The sequence below is a fragment of the Clostridium sp. Cult2 genome (genome assembly GCF_021655075.1).
In the GTDB taxonomy this organism is placed as follows: domain Bacteria; phylum Bacillota; class Clostridia; order Tissierellales; family Tepidimicrobiaceae; genus Schnuerera.
In genome coordinates this window covers 1-25025 of the sequence record NZ_PPXX01000096.1, presented here as the reverse complement: position 1 = coordinate 25025, position 25025 = coordinate 1, and the positions used below count along the sequence as shown (strand labels likewise).

General features: G+C 34.6%; 22 protein-coding genes. 1 reads left to right on the top strand and 21 read right to left on the bottom strand.

Annotated features, from left to right (window positions below; all coding sequences use genetic code 11):
- Nucleotides 1–2: 2 nt before the first annotated feature.
- The 9 genes from C3E90_RS09865 to C3E90_RS09825 all read right to left on the bottom strand — a co-directional run bounded on the left by C3E90_RS09865 (nucleotide 3) and on the right by C3E90_RS09825 (nucleotide 10984).
- The gene (locus tag C3E90_RS09865; RefSeq protein ID WP_236915590.1) at nucleotides 3–971 is read right to left on the bottom strand and encodes a P1 family peptidase; all 969 of its coding nucleotides are present in this window, start codon (nucleotides 969–971) and stop codon (nucleotides 3–5) included.
- A gap of 28 nt (nucleotides 972–999) precedes the next feature.
- Entirely contained in the window at nucleotides 1000–2631 is a 1632-nt protein-coding gene (locus C3E90_RS09860; RefSeq protein WP_236915476.1) for an OPT/YSL family transporter, read from the bottom strand.
- A 51-nt stretch (nucleotides 2632–2682) separates the two neighbouring features.
- A complete protein-coding gene (locus C3E90_RS09855; RefSeq protein WP_236915475.1) occupies nucleotides 2683–3963 on the bottom strand; it encodes an ArgE/DapE family deacylase in 1281 nt (426 codons plus the stop codon).
- Nucleotides 3964–4050: 87 nt separating this feature from the next.
- Nucleotides 4051–5547: a sodium/pantothenate symporter gene (panF, locus tag C3E90_RS09850; protein ID WP_236915474.1), complete on the bottom strand. Its 1497-nt coding sequence runs from the start codon at nucleotides 5545–5547 to the stop codon at nucleotides 4051–4053.
- A complete protein-coding gene (locus tag C3E90_RS09845; protein ID WP_236915473.1) occupies nucleotides 5547–5867 on the bottom strand; it encodes a YhdT family protein in 321 nt (106 codons plus the stop codon). Before C3E90_RS09845 ends, panF begins: the two co-directional genes overlap by 1 nt.
- 101 nt (nucleotides 5868–5968) lie before the next feature.
- Entirely contained in the window at nucleotides 5969–6886 is a 918-nt protein-coding gene (locus C3E90_RS09840) for a ketopantoate reductase family protein (protein WP_236915472.1), read from the bottom strand.
- A 35-nt stretch (nucleotides 6887–6921) separates the two neighbouring features.
- Nucleotides 6922–8163 (bottom strand): M20 family metallopeptidase, encoded by a 1242-nt coding sequence (locus C3E90_RS09835; protein WP_236915471.1) that lies wholly within the window; start codon nucleotides 8161–8163, stop codon nucleotides 6922–6924.
- A gap of 67 nt (nucleotides 8164–8230) precedes the next feature.
- Nucleotides 8231–9562 (bottom strand): aminotransferase class III-fold pyridoxal phosphate-dependent enzyme, encoded by a 1332-nt coding sequence (locus C3E90_RS09830; RefSeq protein ID WP_236915470.1) that lies wholly within the window; start codon nucleotides 9560–9562, stop codon nucleotides 8231–8233.
- A 24-nt stretch (nucleotides 9563–9586) separates the two neighbouring features.
- On the bottom strand, nucleotides 9587–10984 hold the full coding sequence (locus C3E90_RS09825) for an aldehyde dehydrogenase family protein (RefSeq protein WP_236915469.1): 1398 nt from the start codon (nucleotides 10982–10984) through the stop codon (nucleotides 9587–9589).
- A 209-nt stretch (nucleotides 10985–11193) separates the two neighbouring features.
- On the opposite strand from C3E90_RS09825, the gene C3E90_RS09820 reads away from it, so the two are divergent.
- The gene (locus tag C3E90_RS09820; RefSeq protein WP_236915468.1) at nucleotides 11194–11952 is read left to right on the top strand and encodes an IclR family transcriptional regulator; all 759 of its coding nucleotides are present in this window, start codon (nucleotides 11194–11196) and stop codon (nucleotides 11950–11952) included.
- A gap of 82 nt (nucleotides 11953–12034) precedes the next feature.
- Here the strand turns inward: C3E90_RS09820 and C3E90_RS09815 are convergent, their stop codons facing one another.
- From C3E90_RS09815 to C3E90_RS09760, 12 genes are all read right to left on the bottom strand, one after another.
- Nucleotides 12035–13729: a 5'-nucleotidase C-terminal domain-containing protein gene (locus C3E90_RS09815; RefSeq protein ID WP_236915467.1), complete on the bottom strand. Its 1695-nt coding sequence runs from the start codon at nucleotides 13727–13729 to the stop codon at nucleotides 12035–12037.
- Between the two features lie 148 nt (nucleotides 13730–13877).
- On the bottom strand, nucleotides 13878–14720 hold the full coding sequence (locus tag C3E90_RS09810; protein WP_236915466.1) for a transposase: 843 nt from the start codon (nucleotides 14718–14720) through the stop codon (nucleotides 13878–13880).
- A 183-nt stretch (nucleotides 14721–14903) separates the two neighbouring features.
- Nucleotides 14904–16862: a 5'-nucleotidase C-terminal domain-containing protein gene (locus tag C3E90_RS09805; RefSeq protein WP_236915465.1), complete on the bottom strand. Its 1959-nt coding sequence runs from the start codon at nucleotides 16860–16862 to the stop codon at nucleotides 14904–14906.
- 99 nt (nucleotides 16863–16961) lie between these two features.
- Nucleotides 16962–17888 (bottom strand): glutamate formimidoyltransferase, encoded by a 927-nt coding sequence (ftcD, locus tag C3E90_RS09800; protein WP_236915464.1) that lies wholly within the window; start codon nucleotides 17886–17888, stop codon nucleotides 16962–16964.
- Between the two features lie 171 nt (nucleotides 17889–18059).
- Complete coding sequence (locus C3E90_RS09795; protein WP_236915463.1) at nucleotides 18060–19136, bottom strand: ABC transporter substrate-binding protein; 1077 nt, start codon at nucleotides 19134–19136, stop codon at nucleotides 18060–18062.
- Between the two features lie 13 nt (nucleotides 19137–19149).
- Nucleotides 19150–19923 (bottom strand): ABC transporter ATP-binding protein, encoded by a 774-nt coding sequence (locus C3E90_RS09790; RefSeq protein ID WP_236915462.1) that lies wholly within the window; start codon nucleotides 19921–19923, stop codon nucleotides 19150–19152.
- Nucleotides 19920–20930 carry a FecCD family ABC transporter permease gene (locus C3E90_RS09785; RefSeq protein WP_236915461.1) on the bottom strand — a complete coding sequence of 337 codons (1011 nt, stop codon included), beginning with the start codon at nucleotides 20928–20930 and terminating at the stop codon, nucleotides 19920–19922. The genes C3E90_RS09790 and C3E90_RS09785 overlap by 4 nt, the downstream gene beginning before the upstream one ends.
- Before the next feature lie 56 nt (nucleotides 20931–20986).
- Entirely contained in the window at nucleotides 20987–21322 is a 336-nt protein-coding gene (locus C3E90_RS09780) for a winged helix-turn-helix domain-containing protein (RefSeq protein ID WP_236915460.1), read from the bottom strand.
- Nucleotides 21319–22146, bottom strand: coding sequence for an XdhC family protein (locus tag C3E90_RS09775; RefSeq protein ID WP_236915459.1), 828 nt, complete (start codon nucleotides 22144–22146; stop codon nucleotides 21319–21321). The genes C3E90_RS09780 and C3E90_RS09775 overlap by 4 nt, the downstream gene beginning before the upstream one ends.
- Before the next feature lie 62 nt (nucleotides 22147–22208).
- Nucleotides 22209–23033: a selenium-dependent molybdenum cofactor biosynthesis protein YqeB gene (gene yqeB / locus C3E90_RS09770; RefSeq protein WP_442870576.1), complete on the bottom strand. Its 825-nt coding sequence runs from the start codon at nucleotides 23031–23033 to the stop codon at nucleotides 22209–22211.
- The gene (hydA, locus tag C3E90_RS09765; RefSeq protein WP_236915457.1) at nucleotides 23030–24442 is read right to left on the bottom strand and encodes a dihydropyrimidinase; all 1413 of its coding nucleotides are present in this window, start codon (nucleotides 24440–24442) and stop codon (nucleotides 23030–23032) included. Before hydA ends, yqeB begins: the two co-directional genes overlap by 4 nt.
- Nucleotides 24423–25025 (bottom strand): amidohydrolase family protein (locus tag C3E90_RS09760; protein ID WP_236915456.1); only part of this gene is annotated, 603 nt, incomplete at its 5' end. The genes hydA and C3E90_RS09760, both read right to left, overlap by 20 nt.

Here is a 25025-nt window from a genome sequence, read left to right as displayed (position 1 = left end):
TTTTATGCCCTCCTTAATTCCTTATATGACTTAAATCCATAAGCTGATTCTGCGGATTTAATGGCATTTATTACTGCTCTTTCCATAGTTCTTGCTGCTAAAAATCCTACTACATTTATATCCGCTTCTATCTTCCCTGTTGCCATGGTAAATATAGTATCTCCATCAAATATAGAATGGGCTGGTCTCATAGTTCTAGCATAACCATTGTGAGACATGGAAGCCAATTTATTAGCTTCAGATTTTGTAAATATTCCATTAGTTGCTACAAGGCCAATAGTGGTATTGCCACTAAAAATATTCTTCTTTTCACTATACTTTTCAGCCATAATATTTTCAGTTCCAACAGGTTTTTCCTGATTTTCATCTAATAAACCTGCTAGTATCTCTCCAGTTTCTGGATTGATAATATCCCCTAATGCATTTACTGCTACAATTGCACCTACCTTTAAATCTCCTATCTGGACAGCAAAGGATCCTAGCCCACCCTTCATAGCTCTTTCTATGCCTAAAAATTTTCCTACAGTAGCCCCCGTTCCCGCTCCTATGTTACCATTAGGACACTCCTTATTTGTAGCATTAACGCAAGCTTGATAGCCCATTTCTAAATTTGGTCTTACCCTATAGTCTCCTACTACTAAATCAAACAATACTGCACTACATACTATAGGTACCTTTGTAACTTGTACATCAAATCCAATATCTCTTTCTTCTAGGTATTTCATAGCTCCAGAAGCTGCGTCCAGCCCAAAGGCTGAGCCTCCCGATAACATTACAGCATGGATTTTATCTACTAAATTTTGTGGATCTAATAGATCAGTCTCCCTAGTCCCAGGAGAACCTCCCCTTACATCAACACCAGCTGTTGCTCCTTCTTCACATATAATGACTGTACAACCCGTTGCAGCCCCCAAATCTTGTGCATGACCTACCTTTATTCCATCAATATCTGTAAATTGTATTTCTTTAATATTCTGTTCTTTCACATAGAATCCCCCTTTATGACATAGTCAACACTTTGATGATGGCAATAATTACTCCTGTTACCCCTTCTCCACCTAGAAGTCCTGAGGAAACAATAGTACCTTTATCTAGCCATTCTGGTTTAGTCTTTGAAACGATTAGGTGAATCAATCCACCTAAAAATGCAGTAGTGGATATGAACATTGGTAAATATATTCCTATACCCAAAGTCATTCCAGGTATGTTGAGTAGGTATAATACTAATCCAATTATGCCACCAGCTATAAATGCAGTCTGGTTTGGTAAGCCCCCTACCATAGTAGATACTGCATAAGCTTGTGGCGCTGGCAATTCAGTTCCTGGACCCATAGTTCCATAGGCTTTAAACATTACAAACATTACAATAACCGATACAATAGCCCCTATTATTCCACCTATGGATTCTGCTATTAACTGAGCTTTTGGATCAGTTTTTAATATATATCCTGACTTAAAATCATTCAATACATCTCCAGCCAATCCACTTGCCACAGCAACTACTCCTGCAACTAAAAATGCCTCTACTCCACCAATTTTTGTCACTGCTTTAACGACTAACAGTACTATTATACCAAATATCTCCATGGGGTTGATTCCTGTTTGACCAGTTATTGAAGCTGCCATAGCTGTTGTCAACCATACTCCTAATATAGTTAAAACGGAGGCAAAAAATCCCATCTTAGTAAATATAGTAAGCAAAAATGCTATAGCTACTAGCCCCATTGGTACCCATTTCATATTGACTCCGCCTTCTTTTGCTGCTCTCCCGCTAATCATTGGACCATAAATCTCTTTTGCCTTAGGTAATATTCCTTTTACCAATATACCTATACCAGTACCTACCATAAGCCCAATTCCTAAGCTGTCTTTAAAAGCAGAAGCTACTCCTACATCGGCAAACCAACCTACCTTTACTCCTACTGGTATTAAGAAAAAATAGGAAATTACAGCTCCCAAAAACCATACGCCTGTAAACAAAGGTCCAATTAAATATCCAATTCCTACAGCCATAGGAGATACCCATAGCCCAAAGAATATATTCTTTGCAGCTAGCTTTGCAGGTAACCAAGCCCCTGGTATTTTACCAAACCAGTCTCTAATAGCTGTAAATACCGCTGTAAGCCCTAGTGTAGAAAATAATATTTTTGCTTTTTCTCCTCCTTCATCACCTGCAAGAACAGTTTCAGAAGCAGCAATACCCATTGGAAAAGGTAGCTTTTCTCCTTCAATAAAATACTTTCTTATTAAGGCTGTAAATATTACCCCTAAAAGTGCTCCAGATAAAGTAACAGCTAATAGAGCCATAAAACTAACATCTGCACCTTGATCCAGCATCCAAATTCCTGGAATAGTAAAGGCTAATCCTCCAGCAACCATACCTCCTGCTGACATAGCAGTATGGGTTACATTAATTTCATTTAAGTTAGTATTCTTCATAATCCTCAATATGGTCATAGACATGACTGCAACAAAAATAGTAGGCCAAGGTAATGCTCCCATCCTTAATGCAACATACATTGAACTAGTTGTTATTATTACGGAGCCAATTGCTCCAATAATCACACTTCTAAGTGTGAATTGTTCTTTGAAACTCTTTGCATATTTCATATTTTCTGCCCCATGTTTCATCAAATTTACCCCCTTTTATTTTCAGATAGTCCACTCTATTCCTGATTTTAATTATTCTTCAATCCCTAATAACATTGTAGCAGCTAGGGCCATAATCTTTGCAGAATTTTTCATATCTTCTATTTCTACATATTCATCCACCTTATGGGCTAACACTAAAGGCCCTGGTCCATATACTATACATTGATCCATATTGCCTTCCTTTACCACATATTTCTGGTCATCACTACCAGGACTTAGTGAAAATCCCATCTCTTTACCGAGAAATTCTTTCCCAGCTGATAAAAACGCATTTACCACCTCTGTATTATCGGGAACTATAGTAGGTTCAACTTCCATAATTACATTAAATTCATAATCAAAGTTTGGATTCTCATCCTTCAATTTATCACATATGGATACTATCATCTCTTTTGCCCAGGATACACTTTGTTCAGGAATAAGTCTCCAATCAAATGTAGCCTTACAGTGATTTGGAACCGTATTAACCTTATTCCCTGCCTCTATAGTGGTAACAGTCAATGTGCTTTTCCTACATTCTACAGGTTGGATGGGATACTTAGATCCTGACATCAATAAAGGTCTAATTTCTTTATCTATTGCATTTAATACTTTTACCATATTTTCAATTGCATTAACCCCTTCATAAGGCATGCTCCCATGACTTTGAACTCCCTTTGTAATCAACTCAAACCATAATGTTCCTCTATGTCCAAGACAAACCTTATCCACATCTAAGCATTCAGTTATTACACAGTAATCTGTATTTTTGCTACTCAAATATCCCTCTCTAACTAAATAGCCCATCCCTGCCTCTCCACCCGTTTCTTCATCAGGTGTAGCACTTGATATTATGGTTCCTTTTAATTTTATCCCTGCTTTCTTAAGAGCATAAATAGCAAATATCTGAGATACAATACCAGATTTCTGATCAGAAGAACCTCTGCCATATAATTTACCATCTTTTACAACTGCTTCATATGGGTCTACAGACCATCCATCCCCAGCAGGTACTACATCATAATGACCGGAAAAATGTATATTAGGTCTCTCTAATGTTCCTTTGTATTTTCCTATAACATTTACTCTTGGAAGATTTTCTCCTTTTGGTGCTAATTTAGGTAATAACTCATGAGGAACATTTACATACTCAACTTCACAACCTATTTTCTCCATCATATTGCCTATAGCTTCAGCACATTCTGGATAATACCTTCCAGGAGGATTCTCAGTAGGAATTCTTACAATCTCCTTTGCAAACTCAATTAATTCTTCTTCTAAACTTTCTACAGCTTGGTCTATAGCTCTTTTTATTTCATTATAATCTTTCATTAAATAATCCCCTCCAACCTTTATATAAATTATCTGTAAAAACCTAGCTTCATCAGTGTGGGTACTAATGAAGCTAGGTAGTACTTTTTAAATTCCCCAGAAGGTTTTTATTACATCTTCAGGTGGTTCCTCAGTCATATTGGAAACAAGGACGAAAGCTATAAACGATAATATAAGTGGTAAAACAATGGTATGCATTCCTAATGGTCTTGGCCATTTATAACTAAATATAATATAACTGGCTATTCCTACCACCATAGAAGCGATAGCTCCTTCTTTGTTGGCTTTTTTCCAATATAATCCTAGTATAGTTGGCCATAAAAATGTTGAAATCAAACCCGCATTAGCATATAGATTTAACCATACCATAAGCTCTGGAGGATTTTTAGCAATAATAAATATAATGACTCCTATTATTAACGTGGCAATAAAACTGATTTTAGACATTTTTTGAGAATCCTTTTTAGCCTCTGGTCTTATATAATTAGCATAGAGGTCATTTACCATTGCCCCAACTACAATCAAAAGTTGTGAGTCAACGGTGGACATTACTGCTGCCAAAGGTCCTGCTAATATAATACCTGCTATCCAGTTTGGAAATAGTTGTACTGTTAAAGTTGGTATTACCAAGTCTCCAGATTCTACCCCTGAAACTAAAGTAACGCCCATTGCTCCAACTAGATGCATACCTAATAATAGTATCATAGAAACTACTGTACCATATTTAATTCCTCTATTTAAACTCTTGCAATCCTTATAGGACATAGCTCTTGATGATACACTAGGTAGACCTACAATAGCAAAACCTACTAATACCCAGAAAGAAGTAACCCATGCTTTAGTCATAAATCCATCTGTTACACCAAAGGGTGAAATTAAACCAGGATCTACTTGTTGCATGCTATTTATTATATTTGTAATACCCCCACCTGCTTTTATTGCACCAACAAATAATGCAGCAGTTCCTAGAGTCATTACCACACCTTGCAAAGTATCTGTTAATACAACGGCCCTATATCCACCAATAGTAGTATAAATAATGACAGTTATTGCAAAGAATATTAGTGCAGTTAGATAAGGTATTCCAGTGGAACCTTGCAATAGTCTAGCTGCTCCTATCCATTGTGCAGCCATAGCTGCAATAAAGAAGAATGTAACTGAAAGAGATGTGATAATTACAAGGGGTTTGCTTTGATACCTTTCTCTAATAAAATCGTTTAATGTTAGGGCATTTATCTTTCTAGCAACTATTGCAAATTTCTTTCCCAATATGGATAAAGTAAAATATCCAGTAGGCATTTGAGCCATAGCTAGAAACACCCATCCTAATCCTTGAGTATAAGCTGTACCAGGTCCGCCTATAAAACTACCTGCACTTAAATAAGTAGCTACTAATGTCATTGCCAGAACAAATCCACCTAAATCTCTTCCCCCTAATAGATATTCATCCAAAAATCCTTCTTCTGAGCCCTCAGCTGCAGCTCTTGCTTTTGTTACATACTTCATTGCATATATACCTATTAAATAAACACCAGCAAAATAAACAATTAAAGGTATTAATACTGATAATTGCAAGTTATCCATTATTTCACCCCCTCAATATATTGATTTGCTTCTTCTTCTGTCATCCTTTCTAATGGCATATCCACAAAAAATTTATCTACCATTATAAAAGCTAATACTGTAAACAATATTGCACCAACAATTGAACTCATGAAAAACCAAGTTGGTAAACCCATTATAAATTTGTATTCCGATACGGGTTTTGAACCTAGTCCATAACCCCATCCATACCACCAAATTAGGTTCAATATACCAAGAATGGATCCAATTATGGCTTCTTTATTACATTGTTTATACCTAGGGTCCTCTACAAAGTTTTTGTCATTATCACCTATGGACATTAAAATTCCCCTCCTTAATAATTAGTTTGAGAAATAACGGACAGTTTTCTTCCTCCTTTCTTTAAATTATTTAACATCCTGATTATGTAACCCTTCTGGTGTCAATGACTGCCTAATAATTCTTTGACTTTTATTAAATCCATTAAAACCCTATTTACAGGTGTTTCTAAACCTAGTCTTTCTCCTTCTTTTACTATTGCTCCATTAATCTTATCTATTTCAGTCTTTCTTTTATTCAATATATCTTGCAACATAGAAGATTTATTTTCTCCAGTAGCCTTAGCTACATCTATCACATTGGCCACTACTTCTTCACTATTAAAATCCAATCCTAAGCCATTAGCTACATTGACCCCTTCCATCACTGCTAACTTTAATAATTCTTTGCTTTCCTTCCACTCCAGCAATTGACCATTTTTTATTTCAAGGATAGCAGTCAAAGGATTTATACCAACGTTTACCAATAGTTTAGACCAAATCAGTTCCATTACATTATTTGAAATAATAGTCTCAAAACCAGCTTCCACTAAAACATCTTTTATCCTAACTACATTTTCATCATTATTCCCAATTAATTTTCCAATATAGGTCTTGCCTTTACCTCCATGTTTTATCCTACCTGGTTCAATCATCGTTGCTCCATGAGCAGTAGTCCCCATAATAATATTAGATTCTTCTACATATTCACCAATATCATCTGAATTTCCATAACCGTTTTGAAGAGATAACACCATAGTTTTTGGACCTATTATGGATTTATTGTTTTCTATAGCTTCTTTTGTATGAATGGATTTAACAAATACTATAGCTAAATCCACATTCTCTATACCTTTAGAATCCGTAACTCCTATGGGATTTACCGCTATTTCTTCTTCTTTCTCCATAATTACTAGTCCTTTGTCGTTTATCCTATTTACATGTTCTTCCCAGATATCTACTAGATACACTTCATTGTTTTTGGATAAATAACCTCCATATAGACTTCCCATAGCACCTGCACCAATAATGGCTATTAGCAATATTTTCACCCCCTATATTGAACTTTTCAATTATATTATTCATTCAAATAATATAAAGCTGCTAAAATGTAAATTTTACTGATTTCAATAATATCTTCTATTTCACACCATTCATCTACTTGATGGGGAACCTCCCTATCTCCTGACCCTGTAACAATTACTGGGATACCTTTTTCTACTGCTAAAAAGGTACCATCTGTAGCTCCAGGAACTCCATTATATATGGGTTCATCCTTCATTACATCTTTATAAGCCTTAGCTATAGCTTTAACAACAGGTTCATCTTGAGAAGTTACAGTATAAGGTCTATCATCTAATACCTCCATATGAGCATAGAATTTTTCATCACCATAGCTATACTGCTCCTTAAATCTATTCAATATCCCTTGAATCTGTCTCTTAATAGCATCATGTTCTTGTCCTGGTATTGTCCTTATGTCTAAGGTCATATATGCATCGGTAGGAATCACATTGATTTGAGCAACTCCTTTTATAGGGGTTTGTATCATAGTAGGAGTTATGCTTGGCCATCCTAAATATTCATGTTTTCCCAGCCTATCCTTTTCAAAGTTTTCTAATCTCCTCAGTTCATTGATGACTTTTCCAACTGCCCAATTAGGGTTATTCCCTGTTAGAGGCATACAGCCATGGGCCATCTTTCCTTCAAAAGTAATGCCTATCCGAATTGCACCCTTTTGATATATGCATAAGTTTTTCTCTTCTGGTTCGCATATAATGGCTGCATCTACATTATCAGCCCAGCCCCTTTTAATAAAATCCTTTATTCCTATCATTAATCCTTCTTCATCTACCGGTATACAGAGCATAATATTTCCCTTAAACTTTACAGCTGAATCCTTAATAGCTTTCACTGCATATATAGCTGCTGCTAAGTTTTGTTTAGTATCACAAGCTCCACGACCATAGATTCTTTTTTTCCCATCTACTTCAACAATCTCCCCACCAAAAGGATCATAAGTCCATTTGCTTATATCCCCTGCTGAAACCACATCCGTATGACCTTCAAATAGTAGAGTTTTCCCTTCTTCTTCTCCTCTTAGAAAAGCAATTACATTTGGCCTACCAGGAACCACTTCTTCTATATATACTTCAAATCCCTCATTCAGTAAAAACTCATATATATATTTGGCTACTTTTTCTTCATTAGCTCCCTCTACATCTGGGTCATATACGCTGTTTATTCTTATTAATTCTTGGGTAAACTTAATCATCTCATCCATCTCAAGATTATCTAATGCCTTTTGATACTCTACCATTATAATCCTCCTTTTTTACACCTCTGAATGCAAACTATAGTCTAAGCCTACTAATACTGTTAAAGTTTTATTTGATAATTGAGTCCACAAAGCTTAACACCTTGTCCATAATAGTCATATTTTCTTTTAACTGCTCTTCATTTATTATTAAAGGTGGTGCAACAATAATAATATTATCATGGGTATATGTCCAGAATCCTTCTTCTATTAACATGCCTAGGATTTTTTTCATCAACCCTTCAGGATCCTTGCCATAGGGCACTAAAGGCTCTTTTGTTTCCTTATCCTTCACCAATTCAATGGCAGAAAATAATCCTATATATCTTACATCCCCTACAGAAGGATGTTTCTCCTTCAATTCTTCAAGAATCGACCCTAGCACATATCCCATTTTCTTTGAATTCTCAATTAGTTTTTCATCTTTATACACATCTATTGTAGCCAAGGCAGCAGCGCAGCCCATTGGATGGCCGCTATATGTTAAACCACACCACAATACATTGTCATCAAAATATTCTGCAATTTCCTTACTTACAATAACTCCCCCTAGTGGAACATATCCACAAGTACATCCTTTTGCAATGGTAATAATATCGGGTTTTACATTCCAATTATCCACTGCAAACCACTCCCCAGTTCTTCCCCATCCAGTCATTACTTCATCACATACCATCAAAATATTGTACTCATCACAAATAGCCCTTACTCCTTCCAACCATCCTTTTGGGGGTATCAATATACCATTACTTCCTACAATGGATTCTTGAAATATAGCAGCTATATGTTCAGGCCCCTCAAACTCTATTTGTTCTCTCAATAGAGTAAGATAATAGTCTGTAGCCTCTTCTTCCGATTTAAATTCTACTGGTCCTCTATATGGATATGGATTAAAATATTTGATAAATCCAGGAATTCCAGGTTCGCTAGGGAATCTTCTTTTTTCACCAGTTAAATTGGCTGCACCATAGGAAGCTCCATGATAAGATCTATAGCCTGAAAATATCTTATATTTTCCAGTGAACATTCGAGCAACCTTTATAGCATTTTCATTAGACTCCGCACCGGCGTTTGTAAAAAACACCTTCCCCATATTATCAGGGGCTACCTCCAATATCTTTCTAGCTGCCTCTGATTTAACATCAACTGCAAACCCAGGCCCAATATAAGGAAGTCTATCCGCTTGTTCTTTTATCGCTTGGATTACCTTTTTATTGCCATGTCCAATATTAACATTTACCAATTGGGATGACATATCTGCAAAACGTTTTCCTTCTGAGTTCCAAAAATAAATTCCTTCTGCTCTAGTAATGACCATTGGATTCAGTGTTCCTTGGGCTGACCAGGAATGTAGATTGTATGTTAAACTGTCTTTTTTTACTTTATCCGTATAGTTATTCACCTTCATACCTCCCTAGATTATTTATTAATCATTCATTATATCCCCAAATAATTCCTCATCCGTAGGAACCACTGGAGGAAAATATCTGGACACTAAAGTTACATTTATCATATGTTTCCATGTAATATTTTCCGTAGTAATATTTCCACCCCAAGTACCACAGCCTAAACTCGTGGTAAAGGGCACACCGTTAAACCAATTGCCAGTATTGGCAAGAGCCTGTCCCTGATTTACATTCATACGACTTACTTTGGTTTCAAGAGCTAATTTCATAATATGCTCTTCATTAAAGGAATGTATCCCACAGGAATGTCCCATACCTTGATATCTTGTTATCTCATTGACCTTGTCTACCGCCTCTTGAAAATCATCGTATTTATAAACCGCCATTATAACAGAAAGTTTTTCTCCTGAAAATGGATAATCTTTACCTACACCTTCTTCTTCTACCATAATAAATTTTGTATCCTTGGGAACATCAATTTCAGCTATTTCTGCAATTTCTAAAGCAGGCCTAGCAATTATTTTAGGATTTAGATGTCCATCTATCCAAAGGGTCGATTGTAATTTTTTCTTTTCTTCTTCATTAGCTAAATATCCTCCTTCAACTTTAAGTGCCTCTAACATATCCTCATATATATCCTCTTGTACAACTATTGAATTTTCAGCTGAACAGCTGGTAGCAAAATCAAAGGTCTTACTAGCTCTAATTTTAAAAGCTGCATCCTTTAAATCTGCAGTTTCATCAACAACAATTACAGCATTTCCAGCTCCTACGCCATAAGCTGGAGTTCCAGAAGAATAAGCAGCTTTGACTAAACCTGCTCCCCCTGTAGCCAATACTAAATCAGATTGTTTCATTAACTCACTACTAATTTCCATTGTAGGCTCATCTATTCCTATTACTAAATCTTCTGGGGCATTATATTTTTTTAGAGTCTCTCGAACAATTTTTACTATTAATGAATTGGTTTTTTTAGTACGAGGATGAGGGGACAATATAATAGCATTTTTCCCTTTAATAGCGTGGGCGATTTTTACCGTAGGTGTTGCCTCTGGGTTAGTACATGGTACTAATGCTCCAATAACTCCAACAGGTTTTGCAATTTTAATTAATTTCCTCTCTTCATCTACTTCTATAACCCCTACAGATTTTTTGCCTTTCATATCTCGAAGGGCACCCTTTGATTTGGCCATTAACTTATTGTACTTATCTTGGTAATTGCCCATTCGAGACTCTTCTTCTGCTAATTTGGAAATTTCTTGTGCGGGACCATCTTTTACGATATTCCATACTATAGCTGTTACTAATCTATCTACTTGTTCTTGAGTATAGTTTTCTATGGCTTCTTGAGCTTTCCTTGCTCTATCAACCAAATTAGCTACAAACTCAACTGCATTGTTATTCATGGTGTTTAACATCATTAACCCTCCTATAACAAATTATTGAACCAAAATAAATCTTTGGCCATTCCTCATTGTGGAATAGCTTACTGCATTGCGGTATTTACTTTTATTGTACCAAATTTTCTGAATATTGACAAGGTTTTTTTTATTCTTTTTTTATTTGATTAGTGATTTTTTCTGATATACTTAATATGAGATAATGTAAAATAATGGAGGTATTGGTTTTGAAAAATAATGAATTGGATAGAAATATCATAAAATCTGTAGTGAAAGCCTTGAATCTTCTTGAAATATTAGCTGGACACGAAAAACTAGGTGTAAGTGAATTAAGTGAAATAACTGGTTTTGGTAAAAGTACCACCCATAGAATGTTAAATACCCTAAAATATTTAAATTATGTAGATCAAGATTTAGAAAGTGATGATTATTTTGTTTCTATGAAATTGTACGAACTAGGCAATAAAGTAGCAAATAAAATTCCAATAAAGAATATCGCAAGACCCCATTTGGAAATGTTATTCAATAAAGTCAATGAAACAGTTAATCTAGGTGTTATAGACAATCAATCTGTCCTCTATTTAGATAAGATTGTTTCTAAGGAACCCTTAAGAATAGAATTAGATATAGGTTTAAAAGTTCCTATATATAGTAGTGCCCTTGGAAAAACCTTGGCAGCTTTTAATAATGATATTAAACTAGACAATATTGAATATGTTAAACACACAGAAAAAACTATTGATTCCAATGAAAAGTTTTATAAGGAATTAGAAAAGATAAGAAGACAAGGCTACGCCTTTGACAATGAAGAATATATTAAAGGATTGGTATGTATTGCAGTTCCAGTTTTTAATTCAAAAAATAAAGCTGTAGCAAGTATCAGTGTATCCTTACCTGCTGCAAGGCTTAATGAAGGTGATATGGAATACTATGTAGATCTATTGAGAAAATGTACAAAAAGTATTGAAAAAGATTTATTTTTATAAAAACAACCGCCTTCCCAATTCTATCACAAAAAATTCCCATTCACAGTGCTAACACCATGAATGGGAATTTTTTATAATTTATTTATTTTGCAGGTACTAGTATCTTTTGACCTGGGAATATTAGATGTGGATTATTAAGTTTATTATATTCTGCAAGCTTCTCCCAAGTAGTGTTGAATTTCTCAGCTATTCTCCAGAGAACATCTCCAGATTTTACTACATAGGTTTCTTCTTGTGCTTTTTCTACTTCTGTTATTCTGCCTTCTACTGATATATCTACTTCCCCTAATTCTTCGATATATTGAGCTAACATCTCATCAAAGGCTGCAAACTCAGCCACAATGTTTCCATTTGCTAAATCAACATATCCATCACCACCAACAGCCATAAAATCATTGGTTGCTAATTTATAAACCTTGTTTAAATCTATTGGTTCTCCTTTAATCTTAAGATCTTTTACCCTATTTCCAGCTTCTCCTGTTGGATCTATTTTATAGGTCATTCCTGCTACCTGTGGGAATTTTCCTGCTGATTCTGGATATTCTGTAACTCCATGCTCTAAAGCATTTAATATATCAACACCTTTTATTTCCATCAAAACTCCATAGTTACCAAAGGGGAAAGCTTCTAGTACATTGCCTTTAGTAATCTCTCCCACTTCAATAGGTGCTCTAATACCTCCACCATTGGTAATAGCTACATCTGCTCCTGTTATGCTAAGCATAGCATCTGTCATTAAATTACCAAAATTGGATTCTTGTGTCCTTACTATTTCCCTATCTCCATCTAATCTAACTTTAGTTTTACCTATTACCACTGATAACACTTCTTTATTTTCTTCATCTAATCCTTCAATAATACTTTTAATATTTGGTTCCTCTTCTAAATCTTCCGCTTCTTCTCTAGTGAATAATGTAGCTTCCTTTTTAGTTACTTCTCCATCGGTAAATTCTACATTTACAATACCAATATTGTTAAGGTAATTGCCTGTTTGAACTAATAAAGTGTCTCCAATTAGTTTTCCCTCTTCAAAAAGAGTGTGGCTATGACCATCGATAACCAAATCTATTCCTTCTACTTTTTCAGCTATATCAGTAGATTTTGGATCACTTTCATCATCTACTCCAATATGGACTAAAGCTATTATCATATTAACTTCCTCTTCTTTTAGCTTTTCTACCATTTCCTTCGCCTTAGCTACTGGGTCAACAATATCCACCCCTTCAGTATTTTTAGGATTGGATTTATATTTGCTTTCCTGAGTAGCCAATCCAAATATGCCTATTTTAAGACCGTCTATCTCCTTGATAGCGTATTCATCTAAATCTCTTGTTCCATCTTCCTTGATAACGTTTGCAGCCAGTATAGGAAATTCTGCCATTTCATTTAATTCAACTAACCTCTCATAACCATAGTTAAAATCATGGTTGCCTGGAGTCATGGCATCGTATCCTACTTCGTTCATAAGTCTAATCATTGCTTCTCCCCGGGAAACTGTTATTATTGGCAAACCATGGGTAGTATCTCCAGCATCTAATACCAATACATTTGGATTTTCTGCCTTTAATTCATTCACCTTTGTTGCCAATCTAGGATACCCTATTACATCGTCATCACCTTTGACCCTACTATGAACGTCATTAGTATGGACAATGGTAAGTTTAACTACTTCTCCTTCCTCAGCAAATACCACATTTTTCACTGGTACTAAGAACATACCTAGTACTAACGCCAAGGACAAGAATAAACTTAGTAGCCTTTTGTTTCTAAAATTCATTATCTATACCTCCCCTTTTTTGATTAAATATATTAACTTACAATTACCCATTTTATGGGTATAATACACAATTTATAATTTCCTTCTAAATGTTACAATTATATTACAAATAAGTTTCTTTTCTGGTGCCTGGCACCAAAAAGGGAACTTATTCTTTTAATATTTTTCTTACGGAAGGTCCCGATACTCCAATATTCTCTCCAATTTGGTCATAGGTATATCCTTCTTTTTTCCCCAATTGTATGTATTTGATTTTGTATTTTGTGAGATATCTTTTTCTAGAACCAGTTTTTATAAAGTTAAATTCATTTTCTGTAGGACAGGATATCTTTAATATTTCATCTAAAGTTGTCTTTTCCCCTTCTTCCGATTCTTCAATGGATTTAATAAATTCTTCTCTTCCTATAATAGAGCTTCTTTCATATATATCCTTCAAAGCTTCATAATCGGTAATTTCTTCATCCATTAACTCCATATACTTTTCTGAAGCATTCTTTCTATCTAATGAAAGCATCCCCAAAAAATCATCTATATCTACCATATTGCCTATATTCATTCTATAGAACACATCACTACTCCATTTATATTCTTCCATAGATTTACATATATTTGCTGCCACTGGATTATTGTGTATATATCTGATAAGGGTAAGAAAATAGCTTTCATCTTGAACTAAGATTCCCTTATACCTATCTTCGAATACGGGTCCAGTTTTATCCGTCTTCCAATTATAGTATTTAGCATATCTAGTGTTTATATTATGCATTATGGTGCTAATAGGAATATTGAAAGTCTGTATCAAAAAATGATAATGATTGTTCATTATAACATAGGCATAAATTTTAAAATCAAAAATCTGCTTGGCTTCACTTAAAATTTCTAATAAATAAGTTTTTTCCTTATCTTCCTTAAAAACTGGTAATCTATCATTTCCCCGTTGAATTACATGATAAATGGCACCATAATATTCGATTCTAGGCTTTCTTCCCATAATTTTCCCCCTACTCAATAGTCTTATATAGAGTATTCTACATAAATTCCATATTTCCTTCTTTTCACTATATTTTGTCCTTTTCCTGGGAAATATATATAGGATTTAATATAAATTAGTCGAAAATTATAATTAGAAATAAGTTCTCGCTATGGTAAGTACCCTAGCGAGAACTTATTATAGTTAGTTTTGAGGAATCAGTATCTTTTGACCTGGGAAAATTAAATGTGGATTTTTAAGCTTATTATATTCAGCTAGCTTTTCCCATGTCATATTGAACTTCTCAGCTATTCTCCACAACACATCTCCTGATACCACTGAATATTCTTTTACTTCTTCCACCTCTATAGGTGTGGATGGATCTTCTTTTAACATCTCTTCTGGTATTAGCCCTTCTTCTATCAATTCATATACATTCAATGCTTTACTATTAATGCTTCTACCATCTTCAGATACTGGTATTTCTATTTTGCCTTCATTAACTTGCTGGATTATATAATCCCTTAGTGGATGGTTTAAATCAGCTCCTACGATTTCCCAATTATTATCCACCTTAGGCTCTATAGTGCCTAATTCACTTATATGTTGGGCTATATAGGACCTTAAGGACATAGGGTCTGAATTGAAATAAGGTTCTCCACTTATAATCCCCATACTTTGTAGTCCACTAAGTCTATAATTGTTTATAGTCAATTTAAAGGTACCTTCATCTTTAACAGGCTCACCTTTAAATTTCAAATCTACAATTCTTTCTCCTGCTGGCTTAGATATATCTATTTTATAATCTACCCCTTGAAACATATCATAGTTGTAAGCTCTGATTTCTGGGTTAAAGCTTATAGTCACATCTCCTGGTTTATAGGTATTAAAATAGGAGGCTGACCATTCCATATAATCCTTTAGCTCTTTCCCTGTCACCTCTACCCCCACAAGGGTATTTGGATATTTATATATGTCGAAAATACTGCTATAGGTTATATCCCCTTTGCTAATATTAGAGGATGGTTGGAACAATGCTGCAGCAGAAATTTCTGCTCCTGAATATTTAAGCTGTACATCATTGATTAAATCTATTACAGCAGTATCCCTAATTTGCCCTTCTGGAATTCCTTTAATTTCAGAAGCTGGATGAAAATCATCAGTAGCTACCCCTATTACATCTTCTAAGAATTCTAAAGTCCCTTCATGATATTCCTTGGCATATTCTTTTAACTCTTCTGATGCTTCATAATCTTTAACATCTATTAAATCTACCTTTCTATCTATTACTTCCCAAGTTTCTCCATCTTGTTTCAGAGTTAAATCAAATCTTACTACCTGTCTACCTGCATCCCTTGCACCACCAACTAATGTAGTACCTACAATTTCATTTACTGAAATATGCCCATGACCAACTAACATAGCTTGGATTTCTGGATTCTTTTCTATAGCTAGTCTGACTGAGTCTGCATCACCATATTCAGCATCCAGTCCAGAATGAGCTGTAGCTATTATTACATCTACTTGTTCCTTTAACTCTTTAACATATTTTTCTGCAGCTTTATCTATGGCTTCAAATTCTAATTCTGTTACCTTAGGTCCATCCCATCTTGGTATATTGGGATTGCCAAGACCTAATATACCTATCTTTATACCAGCCACTTCCTTTATAGTATAGGGTTTGACAAAATTAGTGCCATCTTTCCAATAGATATTGGCACCTAAAATAGGGAATTCTGCCTCTTCTACTATCTTATGGATTAAATCTAGCCCAAAATTGAATTCGTGATTACCTAGCGTCATAGCATCATATCCCATGAAATTCATAACATCGATTACTGGATGGAGTAGTTCTAATTTGGTATTATACAAATCATCGGAAAGGATTGTCCCCTGTATGGTATCACCATTGTCCAACAATAAAGTATTAGGATTTTCCTCTCTAACTGCTTCTACTACCGAATATACTTTAGCTATCCCTAAATCATCTACTTCCTTTCCATCCTCATAGGACCAGTTATAAATATTTGAATGAAGATCTGTAGTCCCTAGGATGGTTAAATGCACCGTCTCTTCCTCAGCTTTTACAGGTATAGTGAACATACCAATAATAAGCACAAATGCAAGTACAAAGCTAAACAGTTTTCTCTTTTTAAAGCCCACAGTATTACCCCCTTAAATTTAATTAATAAGTTTATACCCTTTTTATGGTAAAATAACCTCCCATTCTGGTATCTGGCACCACAGGGAGGTCTTCAGTCCTTATTCCATCAAGTGAGATTCCAGTATCTGGTCTCTTCTCAATCCTTGTAATCCTAAATAGTATTCCAAATTGTTTAACAGATAATCTAATTTTACTGGCCCTACCAATTCTGAACCGGTAACAGCTACACCATATTTCTTAGCTTCCTGCTTGACCAATTCAAAAGTTCTATAAAGTGGTGTAGAAGCACAATCGAACATATTCATAGATACAACTACTCCATCCCTTTCAGGGAACTTAATCCCTACTGCTCTTACTGTGGAAAATCCACCACTTGGTCCTCTTACCGCCTTGGCTATTTCTTTAGCTATACTCACATCTTCTGTAGCTAAAAATACATTATAAGCTGTTAATCCTTCTAAATCCGCACTAACAATGGTTGCACCAGATTTTTCACTTAATTTTCCATCTACAGATAAATCTGGTTTTCTATCTTCATAATCTGGGTGGTTAGAATCCTCTAGCAGCGCCTTTAATCCTTCATATTGGCCCTTCCTTATAAAGGAAATGCTTTTTTTGTCTTCCGTTCTAGCATTTTCTGCTGAAAAGAATATAGGCACTTTATACTTTTCAAATAATTCCCTTCCTATTTCTTCTGCTAACTGGACACATTCTTCTAATGAAATATTCCTCAATGGAAATATGGGAACAGTATCTTGAGCACCAATCCTAGGATGGGTTCCTTTTTGCTCTCTCATATCTATAAGCTCATAGGATTTCCCTGCCATAGCAATTAAGGCTTCTTTTAAAGGCTCCGGTTCCCCTACTATTGTAACTACCGTTCTATTGAAATCATGTTCTGGCTCATAACTTACTAATTTTACCCCTTCTCTATCCTTAACTTCAGCTACTATGGCTTCAATAACCTCTTCCCTTCTACCATCACTAAAATTTGGAACTGCTAATATGTATTTCTTGGCTACCATATATAAGCCCCCCTTTAACTGTAATCCTAAATATGATAGCATATATTTTTCAATTTTTCTTTGTAGGTTTTCTATAAAGATATTTAATTGTCCTGCCTTTAATTATTACAATTATATTACAAATAAGTTCCTTTTTTGGTGCCTGGCACCAAAAAGGGAACTTATTGAAGATTAATGCCTTGTGGAGTTTTTCAATAAATCATCTATTTCTTCTTCAGATAATTGATAATGATAGAATTTCTGGTAAAATTCTTTTACTTCCTCTTTCATATTATAATCGAATACCTCTGGATATAGTAGATTTCCTAACCATTTTACACCTAATATCCTATTAACGGAAGGTGGTCTATCAAACCAGTTAAAGGGTCTATTGGGTATTTCATATACATCCTTATTTTTAACTGCCTTAATATCCATCCAAGTAGGGTCTTTAAATATTTCTGAATAATAACCCCCTCTTTCATCATCCCAAGAAATGATAATATCTGGATTCCATTTCAATAGCTGCTCTATGGATACTTCTGATTTCCCTTTATCTCCTTTAATGACTACCTCTGCTACATTAATACCTCCAACTAAATCGATTATCTCTGCATGCCAAGAACCAGAAGGTTCTGTTTCCAACCCACTAGGTCCTTCAGCGTAATATACTCTTAATTTTTCTTCTTCTTTTATCTTTGGTGAATTTTCCTCTATATCCTCCACAGTTTCTTTACAATATTTGGCCAATTCTTCTGCTCTTTTTTCTTCTCCTAATGCCTTTCCTAATATACTATAGGCTTCATCTAACCTATGTAGGTCTGAGTCCAAAAAGATTACAGGTTTCCCCGTTTGTTCTTCTAATTCTTCAGCTTTAGATATGGTACCTTCATCTAATTCTTCCATCATTATTAAAAAAGCTGGATTCATTTTCAATATTTCTTCTACATTAATAGCATTTTTCCCCGCTCCCCCTAGATTAGGTAAAGAATGATATTTTTCGTCTATAAACCTTTTTTCTCCTTCCCTTAAATCATAATTCCATCCCAATAGTTTTTCTGGATTTAAGGAGTATAAAAGGATGGTTCCTGTAGGAATGGTAGCAAAAGCTTTATCCACCTTAGCTGGTATTAAAACAGCTCTTCCAGCCATATCCTCTATTTCAATATCCTTTGTAACTTCAGTAACTTGTTTATCAACAGTACATCCTGCTAACATTGATAGTATTATAGTCAAAATAATTAATAACGAAATATTTCTTTTAAGCATTTTATCTCTCCCTTCAGAATACTGGCAAGCACATTTTCATGGCTTTACCCTTTGAATCTATTTCCACAACTTTTAAGTCTATATTATACAAAGATATTAACTCCTTTTCCTTTAAGTTTTCTTTTGGATTATCTATTGCTACTACCTTACCATCCTTTACCAACAAAGCTTTAGTTCCATATATAAAAGCATGTTCTGGATAATGGGTGGCCATTATTACCGTTACTCCATTCCTTGCCCATTCTTTTAAATGCTTTAACATTACTATTTGGTTACTAAAATCCAAATTATTAGTTGGCTCATCCATTATTATTACTTCCGATTGTTGGGCGATAGCTTGAGCAATTTTTACTAGCTGCCGTTCTCCACCACTTAACTGAGAATACACTTTATCTCTAAGATGTAAAATATTAAGCTTTTCCATTGCCTCTTCTGCAATTATCATATCTTCTTTAGATGGAGAAGATATAATATTTAAATAAGGGGTCCTTCCCATTAATACTATATCCTTAACTTTATATTGAAAGGTAGAACTAAAGGATTGGGGAATATAACTAATCTTATTTGCCCTTTTTCTCCAATTCCAATTTTTAATATTCTCATCATCTATTAATATATTTCCTCTAAAAGGCTTAATAAGACCTAATATAGTCTTTATCAAAGTAGATTTCCCTGAACCATTAGGTCCTAATATACAGATAATATCCCCTGAGTCCCCAGTAAAACTCACATCTTTTAAAACTATATTATTCCTATAGCCACAGCTTAAACCTTTAACCTCTATCATTTATCCCAACTCCTTCCCTTATTTAATAATAGAAATATGAAAAAGGGAGCTCCTATTAAAGAAGTCAATATTCCAAGGGGTATCTCTACCGTTGTAAGGGCCCTTGCTATATTATCTATTATCAATAGATAGGTACTGCCTAATAATATGGTAGTAGGCACTAAAACCCTATAATCAGGGCCTACTAATATTCGCCCTAAATGTGGAATTACAAGGCCTATCCAACCAATTATTCCACTGATAGAAACAGAAGCTGCTGTCATTAGAGTAGAACAAATTATTACTATTATCCTAATCTTTCCCGTATCAAGGCCTAATGTTTTGGCTTCATCTTCATCTAAAGAAAGAACGTTTAATTTCCATCTTAATAAATATAGGGGAACTATACCTAATAATATGGGTATGAATATCCTTTTTACATCCTTAGGCAATAATCCGGATAAACTTCCCATCAGCCAAAAAGTTATGGTAGGTAGTTTATCCTCTGTATCAGCAATATACTTTATCAAAGAAGTAAAGGATGTGAATATGGAACCTATTAGTATTCCTATGATAACAAGAGAAATTAAAGGGTCTTCTTTTACTCTTATACTAATTAAATATACCAATGCTACCCCTAAAATGCCGAATAGAAAGGCTGATATCTGTATTCCCACTGTATTAAAGGATAGAAATATGGCTAAAGCAGCTCCAAAGGCAGCTCCAGCTGAAACTCCTAATATATCGGGAGACACTAATGGATTTTTAAACATTCCTTGGTAAACCGCCCCTGAAAGGGAAAGGGATGCTCCTACCAACATTGCTGCCAGGATTCTAGGAAGCCTCACCCTAAAAACTATGGTTTCAATGGTATCAGGCCAAGTTCTAGTTATAGGGAAAACTTTTGATAATAGAACTTTCAATAAAGTTGGAATAGATACAGGATACCTTCCAATGGTGAAAGATATAAGAAAAATAAATATTAGAAGGGCCAACATAAAACCCCTATTATTGTTTCTATTCTTCACGAAAACCTACTCCTTTATCGTTATTCTTTTATTAATATAACGCTCCCAAAAAAATATTAGATATCTTTAAAATGTTTTTTGAAGATTTCTTCTGCTGACTCCTCTGCTTCTTTACAAAATCCTTCATATGCCTTTATTATCGCCTTTCCCTCAGAGGTTAAGTAGGACCCCCCTCCATCAATACCACCTGTTTCCCTTTCTAAAAGGGAATACCCTAAAACCCTTTCTGCCCTATTTATAATAGACCAGGCCTTACTATAGGACATATTTAACTCCTTTGCAGCCTTGTTTAAACTTCCAAGTCTATCTATGGTTTTCAGTAATATACAAGGCCCCCTTCCAAAAACTTTCTCCCCATTTTGTACCATCCAAAATCTACTTTCTAATTTCAAAATTCCCACCTGCTTTTATAAAGATGAGGAGCCTCTTTTTCATACTTCACTGCTTGTATCTCTGCCATAATGGATAAGGCAATTTCTTCAGGAGTTTCTCCCCCTAAATCCAATCCTATTGGCGTGTAAACTTTTGATAGTTCCTCCTTTAAATAACCTTTTTCTAAAAGGTTGTTAAAAGTAGTCCTAACTTTATTCTTGCTTCCTATCATACCAATATATTTTGCATTAGATTTTAATACTACTTCTAAAGCATCTTGGTCATATTTATGCCCATGAGTTACTATTATTATGGAAGTATTATGATCAACTTCCATCTTTTCTAAATTTTCCACTATATCTCCCAAAATTAAATATTCAACATCAGGAAATAAATTAGAAGTTAATCTTTCCTCCCTGCTATCCAAAACAGTAATGAAATAACCTAGTATACTAGCCATTTTAGCAATTTTTTCCGCCACATGACCAGCCCCTACAAGGATTAATTTTTCTTGAGAATTATAGACCTTTATAAATAAACTTACCTTACCGCCACAGGCCATAGGCAAAATATTCCCAGTTTTTGAATCCCTATCTAGATTATATTCTATTAATAAGGATTTATTTCTTTTAATACAATATATTGCATCCCTTTTAGCTTTTTCTTCTAATGCCCCACCACCAATTGTACCTTCTAATATATTTCCTTCTTCATCTACTAGCATGGAGCTTCCAACGCCCCTAGGCGTAGAACCTTCTGAGCTTACGATAGTTATTGTAGCTACAGATTTACTGTTCTTTAAAGATTCATTGAGTGCATGCAAAACCTTTCTATCTTCTAGCATATTACCTCTCCTTATGGGATTTTTATTCATAGCATAATTATATTTGATAATAATCTAAATTTCTATATATAAATATTATTACAATTATTTTCCTTTTCCCTTAGATATTGTATCCCTTCCAAAACACTACTACCAATGGCCCTAGCTTTATCGGAGATAGTAAAAACATATTTCCTTAAACACCTAGGATCTATATCGCCAATTTTAACCCTCTTTTTTACATACAACCCATCATTTATCATTCCTCTTAAAATCCCCTTGAAAGGTGCTATTACCTTTTCATCTCCTACTTGGCATATTGCATTTCCCTTATCTATTATATCGCCTATTTCATAATAGGATTTAACCACCCCATCACAAGGTGCTCTAAGGACTCTCTCCTCTTTATATCCCATTACTTCTCCAGGGATTCCAGTATCTTCCTCTGGTTTTCCCCAGTGAATTATCTTCCCTAAACTTGGACCTCTATTACTTTCTATTACCAAATCTACATCCTTACCAGCTTCAAACCCGGGCCCAATTCCTATGGTAATTGGAGCCATAGATTTATTGGTACCCAGATTTTTCTTGGCAATAATAGCGTCTATGACTGCTAAAGGTTTTATCTCCTGAATTATCTTTCCTTTATTATCAATATATACTGGAATAGCTCCTAAATTCCAGATTTTGCAAATATCTTCTTTATCCTTAGCTAAAACTCCTTTAATGTCTTCTACAGTAGTTTCACCTTCATAAACTGCATCACTAAAAGCTACAGCTCTTCTAACGGTTAGAGGCTTGTCTATTTCTAAAATAATTATTTTATATCCTGCTTTATGGAGAATATAGGCTATTCCTGAGGCTAAATCTCCGCCACCTCTTATGATTATGGTATCCAATCTTGTCACCTTCTTATATAATAATCATTTCCATTATCCTTCATAGTCAATCCTCTTTTCTGATATTTCCCTAAAGGTTTCGATATCAAAAATTCTTCATCCTTTACTATCATCTGTCCTCTTAGAAAAATATACTCAAATTTACCATATTGGGGAAATCCCTCATAAAGATTATAGTCTACATTTTGAATCTGATTTTCTGCTTTTATTATAGACTTAACCTGAGGATTAAACACCAGAATATCAGCATCACTTCCCCTTTGAATAACTCCTTTTTTAGGATATAATCCAAAAATTTTGGCTGGATTTTCGCAAAGGACTTCTACAAGTCTTTCTATATTTATTCTGTTTTCCATTATCCCATAGGTATATATAAGTTTAAATCTATTTTCTACTCCTGGGGCTCCATTAGGAATCTTAGTAAAATCATATTTTCCTAATTCCTTCTGCCCTTTATAATTGAAGGCACAATGATCTGTTGCTATAACATCTATTTCCCCATCTTTGAGACCTTTCCACAATATTTTATTACTTTCTTTATCCCTTAGAGGTGGTGATATCACATACTTAGCTCCTTCAAATAGGTCTTTTCCTTTAGGTGTATAATAGTCTTTGTTTAACAAAAGATATTGGGGACAGGTTTCTGCTAATACCTTAAGCCCTCTTTGTCTTGCTTTTTGCACCTCATTATATCCTTCCTTAGAACTTAAATGTACTATATAAACAGGAGTATCTGCCAACTCTCCTATGGTAATAAGTCTAGATATTGCTTCTCTTTCCAAGGATGATGGTCTTGTTTTTTCATGGTAAATTGGCTCTATATTTCCCTTTAATACTGCTTCCTTTCTAAGACTATCTATTATATCGCCATTTTCACAATGGAATCCTATTAAAGTTCCTAGCTCTTTAGATTTTTTCAAAGCCTCATATATGGAGCTATCATCTACCTTTAAATCCCCATAGGCAAAAAACATTTTAAAAGAGGTTATCCCCTCCTTAACCATCTCTTCCATCTCTTTAGAAGTATTATCATTCCAATCCGATATGGTCATATGGAATCCATAATCAGTATAGGTATTATCTTTTGTCCTATTCTTCCAATCATCTAGGGCTTCCCTTAGGGTACCTTTCTTTACTTGTTCAGCAAAATCTATAATAGTGGTAGTTCCACCCATAATTGCAGCTTTAGTTCCTGTTGAAAAACTATCTGCTACCATTCCTCCAGCCTCAGCATCAAAATGAGTATGAACATCTATACCGCCAGGAAGTATATAGAAACCTTTTGCATCAATTACTTCATCATTAGGCTTCACTAGATCTATTCCTATATCTTCTATCTTTTCTCCTACTATCCGAATATCCTTTACAATCGTTCCTTTTGAACTTACTATTTGCCCATTAGTTATTACAATCGCCATCTATACACCCCTCTAACACTTTCCCTGCCATAATCCTGTTATATTTTCCTTTTTCCAATACTATATTCCCATTTATAATAACATAATCAATGCCCTCTGGATATTGTTTAGGTTCTACAAATGTTCCCTTGTCTTTTATCTTTTTTAAATCGAATATTACAATGTCTGCATAATTTTCTTCCTTTATTTCTCCCCTATTTTTAAGTTTAAAAGTTTCTGCTGGTTTCTTCGTCATCTTATATATTGCTTCTTCTAATGATAAGACTTTCTCTTCCCTTACATATTTACCTAAAACTTTAGGAAAGGAGCCATATAGCCTTGGATGAGGATTATCAGAAATCATTCCATCAGTACATACATTTTGTTCAGGTCTATTTAAAATCTTTATAATATGCTCCTCCAATCCATAAAAATCCACCATACCTACAGAGTTTTCTTCTTCATATATAAGGTCAAAAGTAGCATTATAAGGGTCTTTACCCCTTATTTCTCCTAATTCTATAAGGTTTTTCCCTATTATATCCTTGTTTTTATTGGTTTTTACAGAAGTTATAAATATCTGGTCTAACCCTGCAAAACGGAT